Below are 23,281 nucleotides of genomic sequence, written 5' to 3' on the forward strand. Positions count from 1 at the left end.
TTTCTCGGATGAACTGAAATTTAACCGATAAGCTACAGTATGCCATTCTAAAATTCAGGTCGTCATTAGCACCCAATCCTAAATTTAATTTTTAATTGCTGATGTCTTGATTTTCCAGATCAAAACCTTTGGACTTGTACAAAAACTTATATTTAAGTACAACAATTTTAAAATTTTCATACAAATACAGAGTAAAAATCTAAAAAAATTTACCTAATATTTTTTATTTTAAATAAATGTTAATTTTATTGTGGAAGTATGTCAAGCTCATCGCCGATTTGTAAAATTTTTCCAGCTGACGATGGGGGTAATTGGGTATTGACACTCAATCTGTAAAAGTGATTAAAAGGTGATGAAGCAACCCAATTTGGCAGAGTTGCTTGTCGCTGGGTTGCAAATATTTTTTGAAAGTTTGGGTAAGCTTTCCCTAAGTAAGAATCGCGTGTTGGGACTATACAACGCTGACATGGATTAACTCCAAAAAAATCCACATTTCCCAGTCGAAAGGAGACTAAATCACCTTGTTCACTAAATAGCCGATCTTCCCAAAATGCTGGTACACCATCAATCTCGATGTTGGCACGCATCCGACGGCGTATTTCATCTACAGTTAAACCGGGAAACCAAGAAGCTACTTCTGCCAATGTTGCTGTACTAATTACCGTTGGGCCAGGTGAGTGTGTATCGTCAGGAAAACCCATCATAGAGTTTTGCCTTAATGTGACAGCAAACTCAAAAAAATCACTCAAAATTGCTTCTAATGCTTGCCGTTCCTCATCCAGATGAAAAATTTGTTGTGAGTCACCGCCTGGCATCTGCAACGAGATAGTTCTATTTAAGAGTGCAAATTGCGCCCTTACTAAATTGATTTTAGCATGACGCTTGCCATTGACAAATCTATCCTGTTCGTCAAAAATGGCAAACTCGCGGTCATGCTGTAGTGCGCCACTGGCAAGAACTCTAGCGTTTTCAACTTCAATACCATCCAGTGACTTAACTGGATACAGTAAAATCTTGGCTAAGTAAGGCTTCATAGCAATTTTGGATTTTAGATTTTGCAAAAAGTCTGAGCGGAGTTAAGATTGGTAATCTAGCAGCCCTCAATCTAAAATTCTTTTGTTACTTATACGAGTGGCTAGTGCCGCAAGGCGGAAGTCACGCAGCGTCCCGTAGGGAAGGGGCTGACTCCCCTGGTTTTCTGAGCAAGTAAGCACTCGCGTTACTTGTTGAACGCACCCCAACTAAACCTTGCGGTTATAGTTGGGGATTCTTTCGCTAAGAAACTAATAAATTTCTCAACGTCCCCAGAGTTACTGGCGTTCTCAGTGTGTCGTTGGAACTTTTGCCTACGAACACTCTAGAAAAATGTTTATCCCCAATAATTAATGAATACCAATATCTAGCACCGATATTGTATGAAGCTGATAAATCAGCGTTATACTGCTTACCATTTTGAAATACAGCAAGTGAATAATTAACTTTGCTTCTTTTGACTTTTCCACTACCATCAAAAGCATAAGCACTTGTGTATTTAGGGTTAACAAAAACTACTTTACCTCCTAGCTCATTCCATCTTTGCTGTATCAACTCAACTATTTTGCAGTGACACCAGAGATGGAATTTTTGTTTTTGTAAAGAACCTTTTTTACCTGCTTTCGCTTTCCATCCCGATAAATTTTCAAATACAATCACTTTAATATTATGAGATTTTGCAAACTCTATAATGCCTCTCGTAACTTTACGTGATATTTCTAGATTGACGTTAGCCGACTTGCGGTAAAGACCCCGACAAAAACCATTGGATAACTTCTGCTTTGTAATGTTGGCAGTCTGAGAAGATTTTCTTTTGATCATCATTCTACGTTGGTTTCGTCGGTCTATGTCTCTGGCAGGATTGATGAATTTCCTTGCTTTTACAGTACCGTTTTTACCAACAATTGATGCTGTGGCAGCATTGTTAATTTCCATATCAACACTACACACAAATTCAGAATCTTCCCTATCAACTTTCTTGATTTTAACTGGCATAGAAAGTTGACATTTGTTCTTATTAACCACTAATGCGGGTGATTGTATCTCGTTGCCATCAATTAGATGACGAGATAACCCATGCTTCTTAACTTTGATGTTATTAAGCCATACCCAATCTGTACCACTCCATACTTTAATATCTACAGTTTGATAATTTAAGTTATAGCGTACTTGCTGACCTTTATATAAAGCAGGGTAAGTTTTGCACATAGCAGTTAATTTTGGTGGTTTAGCTGCTTTATGCTTTCTTATTCCTGATTGCCATTCATAATATCTGCTTTGAAAGCTTGAAACTATACCAATGGCATCAGCTATTGCTGCGCGTCTTAAGTAGCTAGGAAACTTTTTAAAGAACTGATATTTGTCAACTACAATCTGAAAATACTTATGTTTATGATTGGGATTATCTGCGGTTTTATGAATCATTTTCTCAACCGCATTTACCTTATCATGCGCTGTTAATTCGCCAAGATATTGCCATTGAGCATTAATAACAATCACCAACGGAATTAAAAACTTACGATAGGCTTCTATCGTTAAAACCATCTTGTGCTTTTGTTCATTGTCTGCTGACAAATCCCATACATCAGTTCTGATTTCCTGTGCAGCTTTTCTTTTGGTTCTTGCTTTACTCATTGGCTATTGTCTCGACCTTGACAAAGATATAGTATCAGGATACCTTTTTAGTTGTCAATACGGTTATTAAATTAGTTATGAAAGATATTGTCAAGCTAAAAACCCGTTCTAACAGTGCTTTTAGGCTCATTTATCATTTAGTTCTAGTAACTAAGTTTCGGCAGAAATCACTTACAGTTGAAATTCTCAATAGGATGAAATCGATTGTCAATGAATTGTTGTTTAAATGGGAATGTGAATTGATCGAATTTGGTGGAGAATCTGATCATGTGCATTTGTTAATTGAAACTCACCCCAGTGTAGATTTGTCAAAATTGGTAAACAATATAAAAACCGTAACTTCTAGAAAATTACGGAATGAATTTTCTCAACATTTAAAAAAATTTTATTGGTCAGAAAAGCCTCAGTTTTGGTCAGGGTCGTATGCGTTAATTAGCGTTGGCGCACAAGCTCCATTGGATAAACTTATAGAATATGTGCAAAACCAAGAGAAACCAGAATAAGCTGTTGCTACGCTTTTTATACATGTGTAGCTAACCCTACCTATAACGAAGTTTAGGTAGGGTTAGCTACACATTTTTGTTCAAGCAGGGGAGCGTCAATAATATTGTTAATTATGGATATATTGGCGATTTATCTATTCCTCCAACATGATCTAGAGGCCAGAACCGAACTACAGCCCGTCCAATAATATTCTCGCGGGGGACAACACCCCAGCAGCGACCATCATAACTATTGTTACGATTATCACCTAGCACTAAATATGAATTGGCTGGTATAGTCTGGGGTTTCGCCAAAAAAGGTGGCTGTGGCCCTGATTGGCAAACATCAATAACTGTACTCTGATCAGAACCGAGGTAATTGGCTTCTGGGAGGGGTTTGTTGTTGATATAAACTTTGCCATCCTTAAGTTGTACTTTTTCTCCAGGTAAGCCAATTACACGTTTAATAAAAGCATCTTGGTATTGTTCTTTTTGTAACTCTTTTGTAGGTGAAAATACTACAATATCTCCCCGCTGCGGGTCAGCAAATTTATACTTCAACTTATCGACAATGATTTTATCTGCCTCCCACTGGTTTGGCGTACCATGCAGAGTCGGTTCCATCGATCCAGAAGGAATCCAGCGTGCTTCAGCAACAAAGGTACGAATTCCCAAAGCTAGAACAATGCTCAATACAATTGTTCTACCTAGCTCTGCGATCCAAGAATTATCGGGTTGTGGACTAGAGTTGTTATCAGACACTTTATTTTGCATGAAATTACTTAACGGAAGGAAAGATGTAGGTAATTAACTTGCCTAGTGAGACTTTATCTGTTAATCTTAACGGGAAAATTTTAATTTCCTAGTCATGTTCCCATCTTGACTACCAATTTTAGATTGTGGATTTGACGGGGTTCTTCATAAATTAAAAATAAACTTTTTTTTAACGCGCGGCAAAAATTGGTTACTCCGATCGCGAATAAGTTTAACCTAAAAGCATAGTTCTCTGTAATACATAGTTCCTTGTCTGAAGAAAGTTAACCCTATGTCATCTCCACAAATTTTACTGATTCGCCGCGCTCGCATAATTCTACCCAATGGTGAACTGATGATTGGGGATGTGTTGACCCGCGATCGCCAAATAGTCGAAGTTGCACCAAAAATCTCCGAAACGGCACTAGCCACTGAAATTGACGCAGAAGGGTTAACTTTGTTGCCAGGAGTTATTGATCCGCAGGTGCATTTCCGAGAACCTGGACTAGAACACAAGGAAGATTTATTCACTGCCAGTTGCGCCTGTGCTAAAGGGGGAGTCACAACATTTTTAGAAATGCCCAATACGCGCCCCCTGACAACGACACAGCAGGCTTTAGACGACAAGCTACAACGTGCCTCACAAAAGTCTTTAGTTAATTATGGGTTTTTTATTGGGGCAACAGCAGAGAATCTACCAGATTTGCTTTTGGCAAAGCCAACACCGGGAATTAAGATTTTCATGGGGTCGATGCATGGCCAGCTGCTAGTTGATGGCGAAACAGCACTCTCTGCGATATTTGCTAAAGGCGATCGCTTGATTGCCGTTCATGCCGAAGACCAAGCTAGAATCAACCAACGCCGCCAAGAATTTGCCAACATCCACGATCCAGCCGTTCACTCGCAAATTCAAGATAATCAAGCGGCTTTGCTTGCAACTCAACTGGCATTAAAACTTTCTCAAAAATATCAACGTCGTTTGCATATTTTGCACATGTCAACTGCCGAAGAAGCAGATTTGCTGCGTCAGGAGAAACCTAGTTGGGTAACAGCAGAAGTGACACCACAGCATTTGTTGTTGAACACCAGTGCTTATGAGAAGATTGGCACTTTGGCACAGATGAATCCACCTTTGCGATCGCCCCACGATAACGAAGTTCTCTGGCAAGCTTTGCGCGATGGCGTGATTGATTTCATCGCTACAGATCACGCGCCACACACCTTAGAAGAAAAAGCTCAAGAATACCCCAATAGTCCTTCGGGAATGCCTGGGGTGGAAACTTCCCTAGCTTTGATGTTAACTGCGGCTATGGAGGGAAAGTGTACTATTGCTCAAGTTGTTAACTGGATGTCAAAAAATGTAGCTGTGGCTTATGGTATTCCGAATAAAGGAGCGATCGCGCCTGGTTACGATGCCGATTTAGTGCTTGTAGATTTAAACACATACCGTCCAGTCCGGCGCGAGGAACTTTTAACCAAATGCCGTTGGAGTCCCTTTGAAGGCTGGAACCTCACCGGCTGGGCTACAACCACCATTGTCGGCGGTGAGGTAGTTTATCACAAAGGTCAGGTAAATACGCAAGTACGGGGTCAAGCTTTAACTTTCTTGTAGAAATATTTATTTAACCTTACGTAGTAGACAAATAATTATACATCAAAGCCATACTTGAACTGGCAAGATTTTCATCTATCCAGAGTCAAGACTAGACCAATACGGTTTGGTTAAGATCCCCCCGCCTACGGCGACCCCCTTAAAAAGGGGGTAAATAGGAGGAAAAGCCCCCCTTAAAAAAGGGGGGTTGGGGGGATCTCCGAGAGCCAAATATACTAACCGAACCGTATTGAGACTAGACCAATGCGGTTTGGTTAAAGCTAAAAGGCGAAAATCCTTGTTTTTTTCCCTTACCTTTTTAACCAAAGGGTATTGACTTGTCGCTGTATCAGAAATTGCAACTTGAAACTCTGAATTTATTACTAAGTATTTCAAGTCAAATCTCAATAACTACTCCCGTAGCCTACCAGATTACCTATTTATTCTTCTTTTCCCTGCTTGGCGTCCAACTCTTACGAGACGCTACGCGTTGGCGGTTGGTAAAAACTTAGGTATCTTCCAGCCGCATAAGAGTAAACAAGCTAATGAAAGCATATTGCGATTCATTTCATGATGCTTGTCCCCAGAAACTATGCCCAGAAACATAACCTAGAAATCAAAGAGAATTACTATGTCCTTCAAAATTTTAGCTTTAGACGGTGGCGGTATTCGTGGAGTCGTTGCAGCACGAATACTTCAACAAGTAGAACAAGAAATTAGAAAGCAGGGGAAAGGAAACTTTTTACACGAATACTTTGATCTGATTTCTGGCACATCTACCGGTTCAATATTAGCAGGAGGGATTGCTGTTGGAAAGGAAAGCGGTGAACTCATTAAACTGTATAAAGATAGAGGTAAAGATATATTCCCGTTGGATAGAAAAGAGCGCTATAAAAACTTGCCGTCTATCATCAAATCAATTCTTGATGTATTTTCAGTATCTAAATATTCTCATGATGGAATGATTAGCGTCCTCAAAGATGCATATAAATCCACAAAAATAAAGGATATTGAAAAACCTGTTCTCTTAATTCTTGCTTACGATACGTTATATCGTAATACAACCTTTTTTACAAATTGTCATCCCGATCTGGGAGACAGATGGTACGATGACTGTTATTTATGGGAGATATGTACCGCTTCTGCCTCAGCTCCTACTTTTTTTCCACCATATAAATTAGAACCTGTAGATAAAGAAAAATTTGGTGATTGGGAATTCCCACACATTGATGGAGGAGTTTCTGCTAACAACCCCTCTCTTGCAGCTTTAAGTCTAGTTATGAGGATTAGTCAGTCTTCAGTCTCTCCAGAAATCAAGCAAAAATATAAACTTGATAATCTGCGATTAGAAGATATTTCTATCCTTTCTATTGGCACAGGTCAAACTGGTGAACCATATCAATATAAGCAAATAAGCAAATGGAAAGGCTTAGACTGGGTAAAAAATCTTACTAACATCTTTATGGAACCTACATCTGAGATTGGTAGTACGATTTGCCGGCAAATCATGGGTGGATACGATTCTAAACGTTACTTACGTCTTCAGTTTGACTTAAATGAGAAATTCAAACCCAAGCCACAAGAGACTTATAAAGATCCTCGCATTTTATTAGCTCCAGAAGAGCGAAAAAACCTATTTACAGGGCAAAAAGTCAGTGAAGAAATAGATAACACTAATTCAGAGATTATTGAGCAGTTAATAAATACTACTTCTGCATTCATTGATAAAGGTCTTACGTATTATACCAGAGACGACTCCGGTTCTCAGATAAAAGAGGCGATCGCCTCTTTCATTAAAAATAACTAGTGCATCCACGTAGACATATTAATGTCAACTAATATAAGACAAAACATCTCGTATTTCTACGATAATTATGTAGAAATACGAGATGTTTTATTTAAATTTATTAATATCAGTATTTATTACAGATGTGAAGAGAAAAACTTATTGCTATTTAAAATTTTTTCAATTAATTTTCAAATATTTGATAATTCAGTATATTTGTGTATATATTATGACTTTGGTTTGGGTATATTGAGTATAAGGAAAAGTTAGACAACTTCTACAGAACTTGCTTGATGTTGTTTAACTTTTCTCTACTAGCTTTGGCTGCTAAGTAATCCAGATTTGTTCTCTTAATGACAGTAGAGAACCAATCGGGTAAAACCAAGCTGACTAAGTTCTGTGAAAACTCTCATTTAACCCAACGACAGTTTACATTTTCTTCATTCACAGACCATCTAAATCAGTTTTTTAAGTGATTATTGCAGCAATAAAGCTGCTGTTACAAAATTTTTTCATTTATTTTGGGTTGAAATAACAATGTTAGTGATTTACAGTGGTGAGCGTGGTAGTGGCAGATAGAACGAGTGTGGAGTTCTCCCTCGACTGTTTGCAGAAATTTTCTCGTGTTGTATGTGCTAAAGAAGGTGACATTTCTCGTACTTAAGTCAATACGCTTGGGTTAAGAAGAATGCTACGTTGGGTTGAACATTCGTGTTACCCAACAAAGGCTTGATAATGTTGGGTTTCGTTCCTCAACCCAACCTACACTAGTTTTATTTTTTAGCCTTAACCCAAGCGTATTGGTACTTAAGTCGGGAGATGAGCTTAAATCGCGGCAATAACTTCGCTAATGGCACAATTGAATGGGATGAGTTCGACTTGACGAGTGCCCTCATTTCCATAAGTCAAGCTCACACTTAGATAGCTATCTGGCTTGTAGGGCAATCGTTTCGCCCATTCAACTGCCACAATTCCTGGTATGACTTCAACACCTTCCCAGTAACTTTCTAAATTCAGCGCTGCAACTTCTTGTGGTTCTAAGCGATATAAATCTAGGTGGTAAAGGGGGAGGCGTCCTTCCATGTACTCATTAATCAGCGTGAAAGTGGGACTGACAATAGGTTCAGTGATTCCCAAACCCTTGCCAATACCTTGAACTAGGGTAGTTTTACCAGCACCTAAATCACCTTCTAGTAAAATTACACTGCCAGGAGTCAGAGATTCACCGAGAGTAATACCTAAGCGTAGCGTCGCCTCTGTATCTGCAAGAAAAATTTTCATAATTAGTCATTAGTCATTAGTCAAAATAATTCGTAATTTATAATTCGTAATTCGTAATTATTACCCCACGACTGAAGTCGGGGGCCTAATTGAGGAATAAATTTATTTGTCTCCATAAACTTTAGTTAGGGGCTTGTCCTTTAATTACGAATTACGAATTACGAATTAGTAATTATTTGGTCATTAGTCATTAGTCCTTTGTTTAGACTAATGACTAATTTTCATTTTCCTTAATTTTGAATTTTGTTAGCGCAGCGTAAAGCCTTCTCTTCTTAGGCTGCGCCAACGGCATGGCAACGCTATGAGCGAGTCAGCGTACTCTGTAAGAGTTGCAAGCTACGCGCAGCGTCTCGTAGAGAGCGTCATTTTGAATTTTGAATTCCCCCAAGGGGCTGACCTCTACCGTACCACCGCAATAACACTCGTGCTAGTTTCTGCGGATTGTGACGGACAAAACCCGTTTCATCTTCATACAAAACATTAGCTGCAACAATCCTTCGCCCTAGCTGAGTTACGGCTTCTCTATCTAGGAAAACGGGATGGGAGTTTTGTTGGGCGTAGCGGATGAGTGATTGCTCCGAGGGAGATTTTTTGTGGATTAGCACAGCGTCGAATAGCCGTCTTTGCCCACAAGCAGCATCTATTGCTCTAATGTGATCTGCAACAGTGTAGCCTTCAGTTTCTCCTGGTTGAGTCATTATATTGCAGATATAAATACGGGGGGCATCTGTTTGAGCGATCGCATCGGCAATTTCTGGTACTAATAAATTAGGAATCAGGCTTGTATAAAGGCTACCTGGGCCAATAATAATGTAATCAGCTTCTTTAAGTGCCTTAATAGCTGCTGGTACTGCCGGAGGATTAGCTGGAATGCAGCCAATTTTGACAATTTTACCACCAGCTTTGGGAATGCTAGACTCCCCATCAATGCGACGACCATCGGCTAATTCTGCCCAGAGGCGAACATCACTGAGAGTTGCTGGTAGTACTTGTCCCCGTACCGCTAGCACTTTGGAACTGGCTGCAACTGCTTGTTCTAAATCTCCAGTAATATCACTCATTGCCGTTAAAAACAAATTACCAAAACTGTGACCCGTTAACCCATCTCCAGCCCGAAAACGGTATTGAAACAATTCTGTTAATAACTTTTCTTCATCTGCTAGAGCAGCCAAACAATTGCGAATATCTCCTGGTGGTAGCACTCCAAATTCTTGACGCAACCGCCCAGAAGATCCACCATCATCGGCGACAGTGACAATAGCAGTAATATTAGCACTGTAGGTTTTCAATCCCCTCAATAACGTAGAAAGTCCCGTACCACCACCAATTACCACTATTTTCGGGCCTCGGTACAATCGATGATGTGCCAGCAAGACATCGATAAGTTCTTCTCCGCCTTCTGTTCTTAGTACTTTAGTAATTGAGCCTACAGTGCGAGTTTGCCCCCAAAGCACTAACAGCAAGCCGCCAAGCAGCACCAAAGGCCCACTAACATAGTTGGGTAAAATGTTGGTGATTACTCCCAGGAAACCCCTAAACAACTCGATCATCCAAAAAATTGGGGTCAGCTTAATCCAGATAGCTAATCCCAAACTCGCCAGCAGTACACCCCCAATACTGATCAACAACCAACGTTTTACCGATAGTCCAGGGGATAACCATTTGAACCACTGGTTAACCCGATAGGAAGTACGAGAACGCGACTGCTTTTGCAGGGCGTTGAGGGCTTGTCTGAGAAAACCAATTGACATACCTGATTTACAGCAGTGCTACAAACAATAATTAACAGAAAATGTACACCACTTGGTTTAAAACACTAGGCGTGAAACTATTATATTTGTCAATCTCATTAGACTAAGAGCAAGTGGTCAAGATTGCCAGTATTTCTAGTTAAACAATACACTGGCTTGATAAAAGTGAATTTAATGGAAAAACGAATTTTAGGATTAGACCCAGGACTGGCAATTTTAGGGTTTGGGGTAATTACCTGCACACAAATTCCTAACAAGGTACAAGAGACTAGAGTAAATATGCTGGATTTTGGGGTAATCAAAACGTCGGCAGATGTAGAAATGGGACAGCGCTTATGTACTTTATTTGATGATTTACACACCGTGATGGAGGAATTTCAACCAGATTTAGTGGCGATCGAAAAACTATTCTTCTACCGGATGTCAAGTACAATCCTGGTTGCACAGGCGCGGGGTGTAGTCATTTTAGTCTTAGGGCAGCGTCGTCTTCCTTATGTAGAATTTACTCCGGCTCAAATTAAACAAGCTTTAACAGGGTATGGCAATGCCGATAAGTCGGAAGTGCAAGAAGCGGTGGCGCGGGAGTTGGATTTAGATGAAATTCCCAAGCCTGATGATGCTGCGGATGCTTTGGCGGTAGCTTTGACGGCTTCTTATCAGCTATAGGTGTGTACACGAAGAAAAAAGTTCTTATATTAATTAAGAATACATTCGTTATACCAATTCTGTATAAAGATGCGCCAAATTTATAAAGGAACGAACCGCAGAGACACAGAGAAGCCAGTGCGCCCTTGCGGTTAAGAGACTTGAAGCAACTGGCGCGACACAGAGGAGAAAAAGCAAGGTTAAAAAATTCAGCGCAGCTTCATAAAGAAATGGTATTAGAATCAAGACGCTCGTGGACTCGCTACCGCTACGCTATCAGTGAGGGATTCAGACCCGACACTGATTGTTTTGCACCAAATTTTCAATTTTGTGTGGTGTTTCATTGTTTATTCAGCGTTCGACTGAGCGCTCACGCCGAAGTCCACCATTTGCACGGAATTCAATTTCTTATTCTGCCGAAGTCGCGCATGTATTCTTTCTTGTTAACTAGTTCCGTGGGTTTAAGTCCCCCGGTTCAATAAAAAAGCAAGTTTTGTGTTGGGGTTATATCAAGTACGTCGGATTACTTATGATAAAATCTATCAATGTAGGTTGGTAGGTTGGGTTGAACTTAAGTGTTACCCAACATGAACATGGATCAAATGTTGGGTTTCGTTCCTCAACCCAACCTACAGATATTATAAGTGTTTAATCGAACCTGATATTAAATCCCCATTACAAAACTTAATTACGAATTACGAATTACGAATTACGAATTATTTAATAAGGATTTGGCTGAATAAGTAGGCTTGACAATAAAACGCTAGAAATATTGAAATCAAGAAAAAATTCTTATGCTTTAAATACGTTTGCTTTGATAATGTATCTTAGAGCCAATTATGTTTCAAAAGCCAGCTAGCAACACAAGAAAAGGACTTGATAATCTAAGCCTCCTCTCGGCAGATAAACCTCTAAATCACAAGCTTGCTCTAAGTTATTTAAATATTAATTATAACAAGCTAACTTTCTACATAAGTACACTTAAGCGTACAAAAGTTGTACAATAATTATGAGTAATCAATCATACAGAAATTTTAGGCTTGCCGTACCCCTATAGGTACTAAAATATACCAAATATTTCTCTGAGATCCAATACAAAATATACTTTAATGAATCAGATTTTATGGAAAAATGCAATGATAGGATATTGGCTGAAGATGCTTTAAATAAATCATTAGCATTTAAAAATAGCTCACTTAGTTTCTAAGTAGTTACGAAACTAAATGTATGAATAATGTCAAATTGAAGAATTCTTATTTGATGTATGTAAGCTCCTATGGTCAAGCGATCGCTCCAGGGATCACTCACCGGGATTCAACAAGCTAAAAAAGCATTCGCTCATAAGGGGTGGACACAAGAAAATTTGGCTTTTGAAGTCAACTTAAAAACTCGTCAACCAATTTGGCGGTTTTTTAGTGGACGTCCCGTTGAACGTCATATCTTTATAGAAATTTGTTGTGTGTTGTCGTTGAATTGGCGGGAGATTGCGGCTAATCCTCCAGAAGAATTTCCTGAATCAAAAGAACTCGGTGCTGCTGAATTCTTAGATATTGATGCTCTAGTACGACAAGTGCGATCGCAACGCTTCGACAAAATTCAAGACCAGTGCGGCACTTTGCAGTTATTAGATGTTACTCGCCCCGTTAGAATCGACGACATTTACATCGATGTCAACATTTTGGAGGAGATTGCCAGCCTTCAGTGGTTAGAGTTTGCTGATTTGCAAAACTTTACATCAAAAGAATTTGATCGCTTTGCTTTAGGTGGAGTATCCCAGACACAAATGGCGGGGATCGCGGCAGTTGAAATTTACTCAAAGCTGCGGGTGTTGGGTAAACCGGGAGCAGGTAAAACCACTTTTTTACAATATCTGGCAATTCAATGCAACCGAGGGAGATTTGCTGCAAATCGGGTTCCTATTTTTGTCACCTTAAGAGATTTTGCCGACGAATCTAGAGAAGCAGGAGAGTTCCATTTACTCAACTATATTTGCAAAGAATTCCTCACCTGTGGAATTTCAGATCCATCTGTGCTGGAAACTTTGTTGTTAGAGGGCAGAGTGTTGCTGTTGCTGGATGGATTAGATGAAGTACTCCATCAACAGAGCATTGGTGTCGTCAATGAGATTCGCAGACTCTCTGAAAAGTATCAAAAGAATATATTTGTCGTCACCTGCCGCACAGCAGCTAAAGCTTTCAACCTCAGACGCTTTACAGATGTTGAAATTGCCCCTTTTACTCAAGATCAAATTGTTCGTTTTGCTCAGAAGTGGTTTACAGCAGTTACGAAAACGAACATCCAGGATAAACATGAACAGGCATTTGAGTTTATTGAGAAACTAGATTTGCCCGAAAATCTACAATTTCGGAGACTTGCTATCACTCCCTTGTTTTTGCATCTCGCCTGCTGGGTTTTTCATCACCAGAACCAATTTCCAACCCAAAAAGCTGCGTTTTATAAGCAGTGTTTAGACCTGCTTCTGGGCAAATGGGACGAAACTAAAGCAATTGAGCGGGATGAAGTATACGAAGGTTTTTTATTACCACAAAAACTTAAATTGCTGAGTCAGGTTGCTAGCGCGACATTTGAGCAGGGTAATTACTTTTTTGAACAACGCATTGTTGAGCAATACATTAGCGATTATATCGGTGATTTGCCGAATGCTTCCACAGAACCAGAGGAATTGGAATTAGATAGTGAAGGGGTACTTCAGGCGATAGAGTTGCAACATGGATTACTAGCAGAACGAGTGCGGGGGATTTTCTCTTTCTCTTATTTGACGTTTCAAGAATACCTGACTGCTCGAAAAATCGTTGCCAGTTATAATTTACAAGCATTAAAACAACCGTTAGAACGTCTGGTAACTCATATTACTGAACCCAGGTGGCGTGAAATCTTTTTGTTAACGGTTGCTATGCTACGGAATGCAGATTTTTTGGTACTGTTGATGAAGCAAGAAATTGATGCGCTAGCGGCTCAAGATCCATATTTGCAAAAATTTTTAACTTGGGCAAGTCAAAAGTCTCTCGCTGCTCCTGAGTCTGCTGCAATTCGCGCGTTTTATCTTGCCCTGGCTAGGACTCCTCACCTTACCCCGTACTTTGCCCTTGTCTGCATCTTCGATCAAGATATTTTTTTGGATGCGGCATTAGATAACCTAGTAATGGAATGCGAATCTAATTTTGCCGATGTCTATGGGTGCAACGATGCTCTGAGTAGTGCTTTAGCAATTGTTCACGGTGCTGGCTTACATCAAGCTTTACAACAACTTAAAGACCTACTGCCCGATCCAGAACAAAGTAGAGAAAGGATTCAGACATGGTGGCAAACAAGTTATCCTGCTTGGATGGAACAGTTAAAAACTGCGATCGCCAAGCATCAAAACATCCAGCATCAATGGCATTTCAGCCCACAGCAACAGCAAGTATTGCAACAATATTACGATGCCAATCAGTTGCTTATCGATTGCCTTAATAGCAACTGTGAAATCACAGACGTTGTGCGGCAGGAGATTGAAGCCAGTTTATTGCCGATAGAAGAACTCTCCGAGCGGGAATGGCAGGGATTGTGATGAGGCAGGGGGCAGGGGGCAGGGGGCAGGGAGCAGGGGGGGAGAGGAGATATAGCCGTTCTCGTTTGAATGCAATACACTTTGACCTCTCTCCAAACCTCTCTCCTAAAAGGAGAGAGGCTTTGAATATTACTCCCCTTCCTTTGCAGGGAAGGGGTTGGGGGTTAGGTCTGTATTGCACTCAACTGAGAAGGGCTATATATTTCAATACGCTTGGGTTAAGGCTAAAACTCTTTGTGAAAGTCAATTTTTTTAACGAACCGCAGAGGCAAAAGAGACACAGAGAGAAGGAAGAAATGCTTAACTGAACAGTATTGAGATATATTTTAGAATGCAACAATGAGTCTTTGAACTCCATTAATGAGGCTCGGAACTCCATTAATGAGTCTTTGAACTCCATTAATGAGGCTCGGAACTCCATTAATGAGGCTCGGAACTCCATTAATGAGTCTTTGAACTCCATTAATGAGGCTCGGAACTCCATTAATGAGTCTTTGATATTCATTAATGAGCCTTTGATATTCATTAATGAGGCTCGGAACTCCATTAATGAGCCTTTGATATTCATTAATGAGACTTATACCATTTCTTTGTGAGGCTGCGCCAAACCCTTTTCTTTCGGGAGCATCCCAAATGTGTAAAAACATATTTTGTCATTGCGAGCGTAATGAAATGAAGCGTTCGCGGAGCGTCTCTTAGAGTTGCAATCGTAGCATCTAGACTTTGCGATTGCTTCATTCCGCTTCTCTTACGAGACGCTACCGCGAACGCTCCATTCGCAATGACTACCTGCTAACTTGGTAAATTTGCTTGCATTGGGATGCTCCCTTTCTTTCTTATACTTAAATATGGTTTAACGCATCTTCATACAGAAGATGTTTAATTATTCAAAAGACATAGATAACATTGCCCTGCTTTTATTCACTAAGAAAAGGAATCTATGCTTGGACACAACATTATTGTGATTGGTACTTCGGCAGGCGGACTCAAAGCGCTGGGCGCAATCTTAGGCACTCTGCCTGCTGACATTGATGCTGTCTTCTTCATTGTTCAGCACCTTGCAGCAGATAAGCCCAGCATTCTCCCCCAAATTCTTACAGATGTAGGCTCTCTCCCAGCATCTCACCCGGCAGATGGAGAGTCAATTCAAACCGGGCGAATCTATGTCGCACCGCCGGATTATCACCTGTTGGTCAATCAAGGCTCGATGCGTGTCGTGCGCGGGCCTCAAGAAAACCGCTTTCGCCCCGCGATCGATGCGTTATTTCGTTCAGCCGCCCGCGCTTATGGTACAAGGGTGGTAGGTGTGGTACTCACCGGCTATCTTGATGATGGCACGGTGGGGTTGCAGGCAATCAAGAAACGGGGCGGAGTGGCGATCGTTCAAGACCCGAACGAAGCAGAATACCCCAGCATGGCCAAGAGCGCCTTGCGGTATGTGAATGTCGATTACTGCCTGCCGCTTGCAGAAATCCCAGACCTACTAGTGGAGTTATCAAAGGAACCCGCCGCCCAGGAGGAGGCATATCCCGTGACCAAAGAGATCGAAATTGAATCCAAGATTGCTGAACAGCAGATGAATACCCAGGAGTTTTTAAAGAATGTAGAAGCGATCGGGACTAGAACGACTTACACCTGCCCTGAATGCAACGGCAGCATCTGGCAAATTGGCAAAGAACAGCCGCTACGGTTTCGCTGTCACATAGGGCATTCCTTTACAGCTAATGTGTTCCTGGCAGAGCAAACTCAGAATCTCGAAAATGCGCTGTGGTCGGCTGTGCGGGCAATGGAGGAAAAGGTTACATTCTCCCGTCAAATGGCAGAACAGATGAGAAACTACAATTTAACTATTGCCGCAACAAAATATGAGAATCATGCAATGAATTTGGATAAAGAGGTGTCCTTAGTTCGAGGCATAATTCTCAACGGCTTTGCCACGAAACGAACTATTGCTGCAATAGAGGAAGATCAGGCTGAGTAGCTGTAGGCTTAACCTTTTTTAACTAGTTCCGTGGGTTTAAGTCCCCCGGTTCTATAACCGACAAGTTTTGTGTTGGGGTTAAATCCCCATTACAAAACAAAATTTACGAATTACGTTAGCGCAGCGTTAGCGAGTCATCGAGCGTCATTACGAATTACGAATTATTTAATCACTATCGCTATATAAAAATCCAAAACCCTTATTTATTCGGACTTTTATAAATTGGCGTTGCTGATTGATGGGATGAATTTTGTTTCGCGCAAAGGCGAGGCAGGCGCTAATAGCCGCTCTGCCGACTTGATGCGACTGCCGTCGCAAAAGCACGAAGAATTAATCTTTGGCTTTGGTCACAAATCTCAATTCATCCCACATTTATGCCTGACAATTCAGGTTATGTGGAAAAGTCCACCAAAAACCTAACCCCCTAACCCCCAACCCGTGGCGGGAAGGGGGAAAATTCAAAGTCTCTCTCCTTAAAGGAAGAGAGAAATAGAAGTGAGGTTTTCCAGATGCCGTGAAAAGTCAGATTTATGCAACGCCTATAAATTTAGCTATCAGTTTGAGAATCTTTGACTGAATGGGTGAACATCTTGCTACTGCTTTACTTACTCGCTACTGATATTGTTTAAAAATCTCTTAGCATTTATAAGGGGCTGGCACTTGATTTATAATCCAATAGGCTTGGGTTAAGGATAATTGTAGGTTGGGTTGAACTTTAGTGTTACCCAACAAATGCCCGAAAATGTTGGGTTTCGTTCCTCAACCCAACCTACGCAAATTTATTTTTCTGGCTTAACCCAAGCGTATTGATTTATAATCGGCAAAAATCACCATCAATGGTATTAAAGTCTTGCTCTAATTGTTTGTCAAAATCAGATTTTTGGAGAATTTTATCTAAGGAGAAGCTATCAGTTTTAAAGTCTTCTATTTGTTTGACTAGAGCAGATTTATCTTGCTGCATGAATCTTCCCCTACTGTTCTGCTAGCACTCTGATTTCGTAAAGTTCTCGCCGAATGAAATAGAATGTAAATATCAAGCGCTTACCATTGAATGGCATGATTCAGAACTAAGTCATTTGAGGCTGTAAAGTGCCTCGAACCTTTTAAGGATAACGTCGCCCTCACTAGCAATGTGTGTAAGATGTAAATCTGCCTCGGTGAGGAATATCATCGTTTCTGCACCAACTCTGCCAAAGTCAGGCTCTAACCCTAATGCCATCTCAATAAGATACGTCCATGTACCAGATTCAGGTGTGTAGCTGCGTACAATCCCTTCTCCACCAATAAAGCTCACCCATTGAGTAGCGCGAAACTTAGGCACTTTCATGAAGGTTGCAGTCATGCGTAAAACTCCTCAATTCATAGTTGATACCTTCTGTTTTAATATAAAAAATTAAATATGTTTTGTATCTTTTTAAGTAAAGATGTTAAATATTCTCTATAACTTTTGAATGTTTTAGATGCAGATGAAACAATTTATACGTAATTAAAACGTTTATTCAAACATAATATATAGCAGTCCTAAATAATATCATGTCCGCCAAATAACCATAAAATAACCTCACCCCAACCAACAGGGTTTGTATCTGTTTCATTGTTTTCGTGAAATGGTATTAGGGGAGACAAAGCTACGCTTTGGTGGGGTGGGGTGCAATAACTGTGGGAATCATAACTAATACCAATTCAATTAATGATTGCAACACATCCTTGGGTAAAGACGCGATGAATCGCGTCTCTACAGATGTCGCATTCTTTTTTCAAATTGATATAATTATGCGGACATCATATAATTTGTAAAAAATTAGCTCCCCGACTTATTTGAGGAGTCAGGGATTTGGACACCGCGCATTTTTACAAATCAAATGTTGTATTGCTATATTTGACAACAGTACCCACAATTACGAATTACGTTAGCGTAGCAGGGCGTAGCCCATTACGAATTACGAATTACGAATTACGAATTATCTATGACTCGTCCACTCAAGTTTACAATCATCAATACTAATTCAGTAAGTTCAATCGGTTTAGCTAGATGCATTTGGAAACCAGCTTCAATCGCCCTTTGTCGCTCTTGCTCGGTGACATAAGCACTGATTGCTGCTGCTGGAATTTGTCCCCCAGCTTCAGCCTCAAGCTCTCTAACCTGACGAATCAGGGAGTAACCATCCTCCTCTGGCATCCCAATATCTGCTAGAAGCAGATCATATCTGCCAGGAAATTCAATTAGAGCCGCGATCGCTTCCCTTGCCGATGTAACAACCACTACTTCCGCCCCGAAGTCTTCTAACATCCACTTGATTAAGTCGCGGCTATCCGCTTGATCGTCTACAGCCAAGATACATAACCCTTCAAGGGTAAAGGATGGATTTTTACCATCTAATGTATCTGGAGTCTCTGATAAAAGGCTCGGCTCTAAATAAGTTGGCGGTGTAATCTCCACTGGCATTGAGCGCAGAGGCAGCCTGATGGCGATCGTGGTTCCTTTTCCCTCGCCTGGACTCTGTGCTTGAACTGTTCCACCGTGAAGTTCGACAATATGACGGACGATTGACAAGCCTAATCCAAGTCCCTGAGTTGTTTTACTGCTGCTGGAATCTCCTTGGCGGAAGCGCTCAAACACATATGGCAGCAAGTCTGCTGGGATGCCAATTCCTGTGTCGCTGACTCGAATCTCGGCGTGACTATGTACAGCTTCGAGCATAACTCCCACTCGCCCACCGGGTGGAGTGAACTTAATCGCGTTAGAAAGTAAATTCCACAGAACTTGCTGTAAACGGTCGAAATCTCCGACAACTGTCGCCGAGTTCAACTGTGAAATAATTTGAATGCTTTTCGCCTCTGCGGAAAATTCGATAGACTCAATCGCGGCATTCACTACTGAAACTAGATCGATTAGACGAGTGTTTAAATGAAGCTTTCCACTCGTAATCCGTGATAAATCCAGCATATCATCGATTAACTGAGCCTGCACATTAGCACTCCGCTCCACCACTTCCCAGGCACGAGTGACTGTTGAAGAATCTAAATCGCGGGTGCGGAAAAGTTGCGCCCAGCCGAGTATAGTATTGAGCGGGTTACGAAGTTCATGGGAGAGGTTCGACAGGAATTCATTTTTAGCTTGGTTGGCAGTTTCCGCCTCTTGACGGGCTGACTGCTCCTGTGCTAAAAGTTGCGATCGCTCTAACTCAAACTGCTTGCGATCGCTAATATCTTCAATCGCCAGCAAAATCCTTTGAGCCTCTCCCTGTTGAATAATTTTCCAACCATTGAGCAGCATGGTTTTCTGCCCAATCTGCTCAAAACGATGCTCTACCTCTAAGTTTTGAATAGTGGTATCGTTGGCGAGAATGTCTTCTAAGAGCGATCGCAGTCCAGGTAGGTTCCACTGACCATTCCCTAGTTCAAAAATCAGAGATTGCGTTGTCTCCAATGGTGAAACCTGAAATGTTTCATAAAACGAGCGATTGGCTTTGTTCACCCGGAAATCAGAATCAAGCACGATTAACGGCACTTGTACCGTCTCTACAATCGCTTCAGCGTAATTCCGCGCTTCTTCTAAGGTTGCTGCACTGCGTTTGAGAAAATCAATATCTATTAACACCAACACTACACCGTCAATCTGGTTTTCTGTGGTGCGATAAGGGCGGATGCGGAGGTTGTACCAATGTCCCCCCAGAGTTTGGACTTCTAATTCTTTGATGCTGAGTGTGTCAAGTACTTCCAAAATTAGAGGTTCTAAATCAGGAATATTCAGATTGGCTCTGATATCGCTCAAAGGTCGTCCAGCATCGGCGGGAATTAAATTGAAAAGCCGTTGCGCCATTGGCGTAAAACGTCGAACCCGTAAGTCCGAAGTCAATATCAAAATGGGAATATTGATACTGGCAAGTAAATTGGTGAGATCGTTGTTAACTTGGTGTAATTCCAGATTTCGAGAGCGAAGTTCTTCATTAGTTGTGTTAAGTTCTTCGTTGGTTGCCTGAATCTCTTCTTTAGCAGTTTCTAGCTCCTCATTGGTGCTTTGCAACTCTTCATTGCTGGAGAGAATTTCTTCATTAGCAACTTTCAGGTCTTGATTGATGTGTTCCTGCTCTTGAATCACCGCTTGCAGATATTCTTGAGTCGCAGCCTTCTCTTGATTGGCGGTTGCGAGTTCTTGTTTGAGCTGAACAATCTCTCGCTCTAAGTCTGGCTGCTCTTGGCTCTCAGGATTTACCGTGTTGAGGTTGCTAACAGTGGGTGGGGCTTCTTCAAATAAAACCAGAAAATAGAATTCTTCATTGGTCGAAGGCTTGAATGGAATCACCTCAATATTGATGATTTTTAAAAGATCGCCCTCTTCAATTCGTAACCCTTCCTTTCTAACTAGAATTTTTTGCCGTTGTGCTTGATAAATTGTGGCGCGTAGCTCAATGAGCAAACCCTCGCGCACCATTTTGAATAAGTTAAAACTTGGTTTACCAGGTGCAAGTTTTAGGTAGAGATCGATTTCTCCGCGAAATTGCAGCACCTCGAGCTTGTCGTTGATCACCACACCCACGGGGGCATAGCGATTCAAGAGCAGTTGGTCAGTTTTTCTCTCTAAGTCAAACTCATCGGATGGATTCTCATTTATCAACTTAGGCTCGTCCACTTTTACCATCGGATAATTGCTGGTAACGAACGAAAAAGTTGGACGAATTGCGGTTATTTTCTTGGCATAAATTTTATACTTTTTATCAATCTGAGTAAACAACTCTGAATATTTACCAGTGCTTTCTGAAGTCCCTAGCAGCAAAAAGCCAGCCGGGTTGAGACTGTAATGGAATATGGGCAATATCCGTTTTTGCAACGTTTCGTCCAAGTAAATCAGTACATTCCGGCAGCTAATTAAATCTAAGTTGGAAAAAGGGGGGTCACTACCCAAGTCTTGTCGGGCAAACACACACAGTTCGCGGACAGCTTTGTTAATTTGATACCCACCGCCTTCAATGGCATTAAAGAATCTGCGGCGGCGCTCTGGTGAGACTTCCATCATTTGATTCTCTGCATAAATGCCTGATCTTGCTTTGTCAATCGCTATCTCGCTGATGTCTGTAGCAAAAATCTGGATCGGCGGCGGGGTGATTTTATCCGATAAAAACTCCAGCAAGGAGATGGCGATGGAATAGACTTCTTCGCCTGTCGAACACCCAGCTACCCAAATCCGAATCGGCAACTCTACTGATTTGTTTTGGATGATACTGGGAAAAACTCGCTCCTTCAAGAGTTGAAATGCTTCGGGATCGCGGAAAAAATAGGTGACGTGGATCAGAATTTCTTCATAGAGCGCTTTGACTTCACTCGGATTTTCATGCAAAAACTGGGCATAATCCTCTAAACGTTCTAGTTTATACAACAGCATTCGGCGCTGGATTCGGCGATCGAGGGTGTTGGGCTTGTAGTGGCTAAAGTCAACGCCAGTTGCCGATCGCAATGACACAAATATAGTCGCCAGGGCATCCCCCAGTTCGGGCAACTTCTCAATTGCGATCGCTGGCAATAAATCAGAAATAAAAGGATTGCGACTGAGGTTTACCAGTTCCTCGGCGATTTTTTGAGGCGGCAACACAAAATCGACATTCCCGCTGGCAACAGCAGTATTGGGCATACTATCGAATTTTGCGGTGTCTTCACACTGAGCAAAAGTCACGCCTCCGGCTGCTTTGATTGCCTTCAGCCCCAGTGAACCGTCTCCATCGGCTCCAGATAAAACCACTGCGATCGCTTTGTTCCCTCGATCTGCTGCCAATGAAGTAAAGAACGCATCAGCAGGCATATATTTCCCCTGAACTTTCTCTCGCGGCGTGAGTTGCAACACTCCACCAGATAAGATCATCTTAGTGTTAGGCGGAATAACGTAGACCTTGTTAGGTTCTATAGTCAGGCCATCTTGCACTTCACTGACAGGCATTTGAGTTGTTCTTGCCAGAATCTCGCTCAATAGACTCTTGTGGTTAGGGTCTAAGTGTTGAATCAGCACAAATGCCATCCCTGTATCAGTAAGCAAATGCCTGAGTACCTGCGTAAATGCCTCTAATCCACCCGCAGAGGCGGCAATGCCAACGATGGGAAATAAACCATTTGCAATGTCTTGCTGCTCTACGTCGAACGCATCATTAGCGGTAGATTCAAATGCACGTTGCTCAAAGGGTTGATCGGATGTCATAGGATGAAGTTTAGCACTGCAATGGTTTGGCAGAACAGGTTTATACTTTAGGTCAGTTTACTTACTTGCCTTGTATTTAATAATAGTTTGAGTAGAAATTAAATACATTAAGGCTTCTTTGGGTGGTGCGCGTTCGCGTTGGCGTTCGCGTTAGCGTCTCTGAAAGAGAAGCCTCTCTGCAAAGAGAAGCGTCTCTAAGAGTTGCGCAGCGCAAGCGCGATAGGCAGGGAGACGCGATTAATCGCGTCTCTACTCGGGAATCAGGCTTTTCAAGTTATACCGATTTTTTTCACGCAATCAAACAGGAGTCCTATATTCCCAAAATATAAACTATAAACCATTTAAGTTTTCTAAATCCAAGTCACTGCCAAGAAGTAAGAAGCTAGAATAAATCCAATACCAATAATTCCGCTACTCAAAAGCAAAACTAATTGAGTTAAAATATACATTTGATAACTCGTGAGATTAATTTTATCGTTTATCAAGTTCATTAGTAGCATTTGAAAGATAATTATCCTCACCAATAAATGACCCATATCATTACTTCTCAAAACTTAGACTACTATATCTAAGACATTAAATAATT

At 41.2% G+C, this 23,281-nt stretch carries 15 protein-coding genes; 7 read left to right on the forward strand and 8 right to left on the reverse strand.

Translation table 11 applies throughout. The features are described 5' to 3' along the window. Window positions 1-245: 245 nt before the first annotated feature. Together LC653_RS26145 and LC653_RS26150 are read right to left on the reverse strand one after the other, a co-directional pair. Window positions 246-1,034: an MOSC domain-containing protein gene (locus LC653_RS26145; protein WP_229497621.1), complete on the reverse strand. Its 789-nt coding sequence runs from the start codon at window positions 1,032-1,034 to the stop codon at window positions 246-248. Window positions 1,035-1,275: 241 nt separating this feature from the next. Then, window positions 1,276-2,667 carry an IS200/IS605 family accessory protein TnpB-related protein gene (locus LC653_RS26150; RefSeq protein WP_229497622.1) on the reverse strand — a complete coding sequence of 464 codons (1,392 nt, stop codon included), beginning with the start codon at window positions 2,665-2,667 and terminating at the stop codon, window positions 1,276-1,278. A 77-nt stretch (window positions 2,668-2,744) separates the two neighbouring features. Between LC653_RS26150 and tnpA the strand changes: the two genes are divergently transcribed. Beyond that, window positions 2,745-3,170, forward strand: coding sequence for an IS200/IS605 family transposase (tnpA, locus tag LC653_RS26155; RefSeq protein ID WP_229497623.1), 426 nt, complete (start codon window positions 2,745-2,747; stop codon window positions 3,168-3,170). 111 nt (window positions 3,171-3,281) lie between these two features. Here the strand turns inward: tnpA and lepB are convergent, their stop codons facing one another. After that, window positions 3,282-3,923 (reverse strand): signal peptidase I, encoded by a 642-nt coding sequence (gene lepB / locus LC653_RS26160; protein WP_229497624.1) that lies wholly within the window; start codon window positions 3,921-3,923, stop codon window positions 3,282-3,284. A 271-nt stretch (window positions 3,924-4,194) separates the two neighbouring features. Here lepB and LC653_RS26165 point away from each other — a divergent pair, with 271 nt between their 5' ends. Both LC653_RS26165 and LC653_RS26170 read left to right on the forward strand, forming a co-directional pair. Then, window positions 4,195-5,514, forward strand: coding sequence for a dihydroorotase (locus LC653_RS26165; protein WP_229497625.1), 1,320 nt, complete (start codon window positions 4,195-4,197; stop codon window positions 5,512-5,514). A gap of 610 nt (window positions 5,515-6,124) precedes the next feature. After that, window positions 6,125-7,300 carry a patatin-like phospholipase family protein gene (locus LC653_RS26170; RefSeq protein WP_229497626.1) on the forward strand — a complete coding sequence of 392 codons (1,176 nt, stop codon included), beginning with the start codon at window positions 6,125-6,127 and terminating at the stop codon, window positions 7,298-7,300. An 804-nt stretch (window positions 7,301-8,104) separates the two neighbouring features. Here LC653_RS26170 and tsaE read toward each other — a convergent pair. Both tsaE and LC653_RS26180 read right to left on the reverse strand, forming a co-directional pair. After that, complete coding sequence (gene tsaE / locus LC653_RS26175; RefSeq protein WP_229497627.1) at window positions 8,105-8,560, reverse strand: tRNA (adenosine(37)-N6)-threonylcarbamoyltransferase complex ATPase subunit type 1 TsaE; 456 nt, start codon at window positions 8,558-8,560, stop codon at window positions 8,105-8,107. Window positions 8,561-8,922: 362 nt separating this feature from the next. Then, a complete protein-coding gene (locus tag LC653_RS26180; RefSeq protein WP_229497628.1) occupies window positions 8,923-10,311 on the reverse strand; it encodes a gluconeogenesis factor YvcK family protein in 1,389 nt (462 codons plus the stop codon). Window positions 10,312-10,485: 174 nt separating this feature from the next. Between LC653_RS26180 and ruvC the strand changes: the two genes are divergently transcribed. The 4 genes from ruvC to LC653_RS26200 all read left to right on the forward strand — a co-directional run bounded on the left by ruvC (window position 10,486) and on the right by LC653_RS26200 (window position 16,928). Next, a complete protein-coding gene (ruvC, locus tag LC653_RS26185; RefSeq protein ID WP_229497629.1) occupies window positions 10,486-10,977 on the forward strand; it encodes a crossover junction endodeoxyribonuclease RuvC in 492 nt (163 codons plus the stop codon). A gap of 1,255 nt (window positions 10,978-12,232) precedes the next feature. Next, window positions 12,233-14,527, forward strand: a complete 2,295-nt coding sequence (locus LC653_RS26190; protein WP_229497630.1) for an NACHT domain-containing protein — start codon at window positions 12,233-12,235, stop codon at window positions 14,525-14,527. Window positions 14,528-15,467: 940 nt separating this feature from the next. Further along, on the forward strand, window positions 15,468-16,508 hold the full coding sequence (locus tag LC653_RS26195; RefSeq protein WP_229497631.1) for a chemotaxis protein CheB: 1,041 nt from the start codon (window positions 15,468-15,470) through the stop codon (window positions 16,506-16,508). 222 nt (window positions 16,509-16,730) lie between these two features. Next, complete coding sequence (locus LC653_RS26200; protein WP_229497632.1) at window positions 16,731-16,928, forward strand: hypothetical protein; 198 nt, start codon at window positions 16,731-16,733, stop codon at window positions 16,926-16,928. A gap of 391 nt (window positions 16,929-17,319) precedes the next feature. On the opposite strand, the gene LC653_RS26205 is transcribed toward LC653_RS26200, so the two are convergent. The 3 genes from LC653_RS26205 to LC653_RS26215 all read right to left on the reverse strand — a co-directional run bounded on the left by LC653_RS26205 (window position 17,320) and on the right by LC653_RS26215 (window position 22,695). Further along, the gene (locus LC653_RS26205) at window positions 17,320-17,469 is read right to left on the reverse strand and encodes a hypothetical protein (protein ID WP_229497633.1); all 150 of its coding nucleotides are present in this window, start codon (window positions 17,467-17,469) and stop codon (window positions 17,320-17,322) included. 111 nt (window positions 17,470-17,580) lie between these two features. Next, complete coding sequence (locus tag LC653_RS26210; protein WP_229497634.1) at window positions 17,581-17,850, reverse strand: hypothetical protein; 270 nt, start codon at window positions 17,848-17,850, stop codon at window positions 17,581-17,583. Window positions 17,851-18,462: 612 nt separating this feature from the next. Beyond that, window positions 18,463-22,695 (reverse strand): chemotaxis protein CheB, encoded by a 4,233-nt coding sequence (locus LC653_RS26215; RefSeq protein ID WP_229497635.1) that lies wholly within the window; start codon window positions 22,693-22,695, stop codon window positions 18,463-18,465. Window positions 22,696-23,281 lie beyond the last annotated feature (586 nt).

This window comes from Nostoc mirabile CHAB5784, assembly GCF_020829645.1.
GTDB lineage: Bacteria > Cyanobacteriota > Cyanobacteriia > Cyanobacteriales > Nostocaceae > Nostoc > Nostoc mirabile.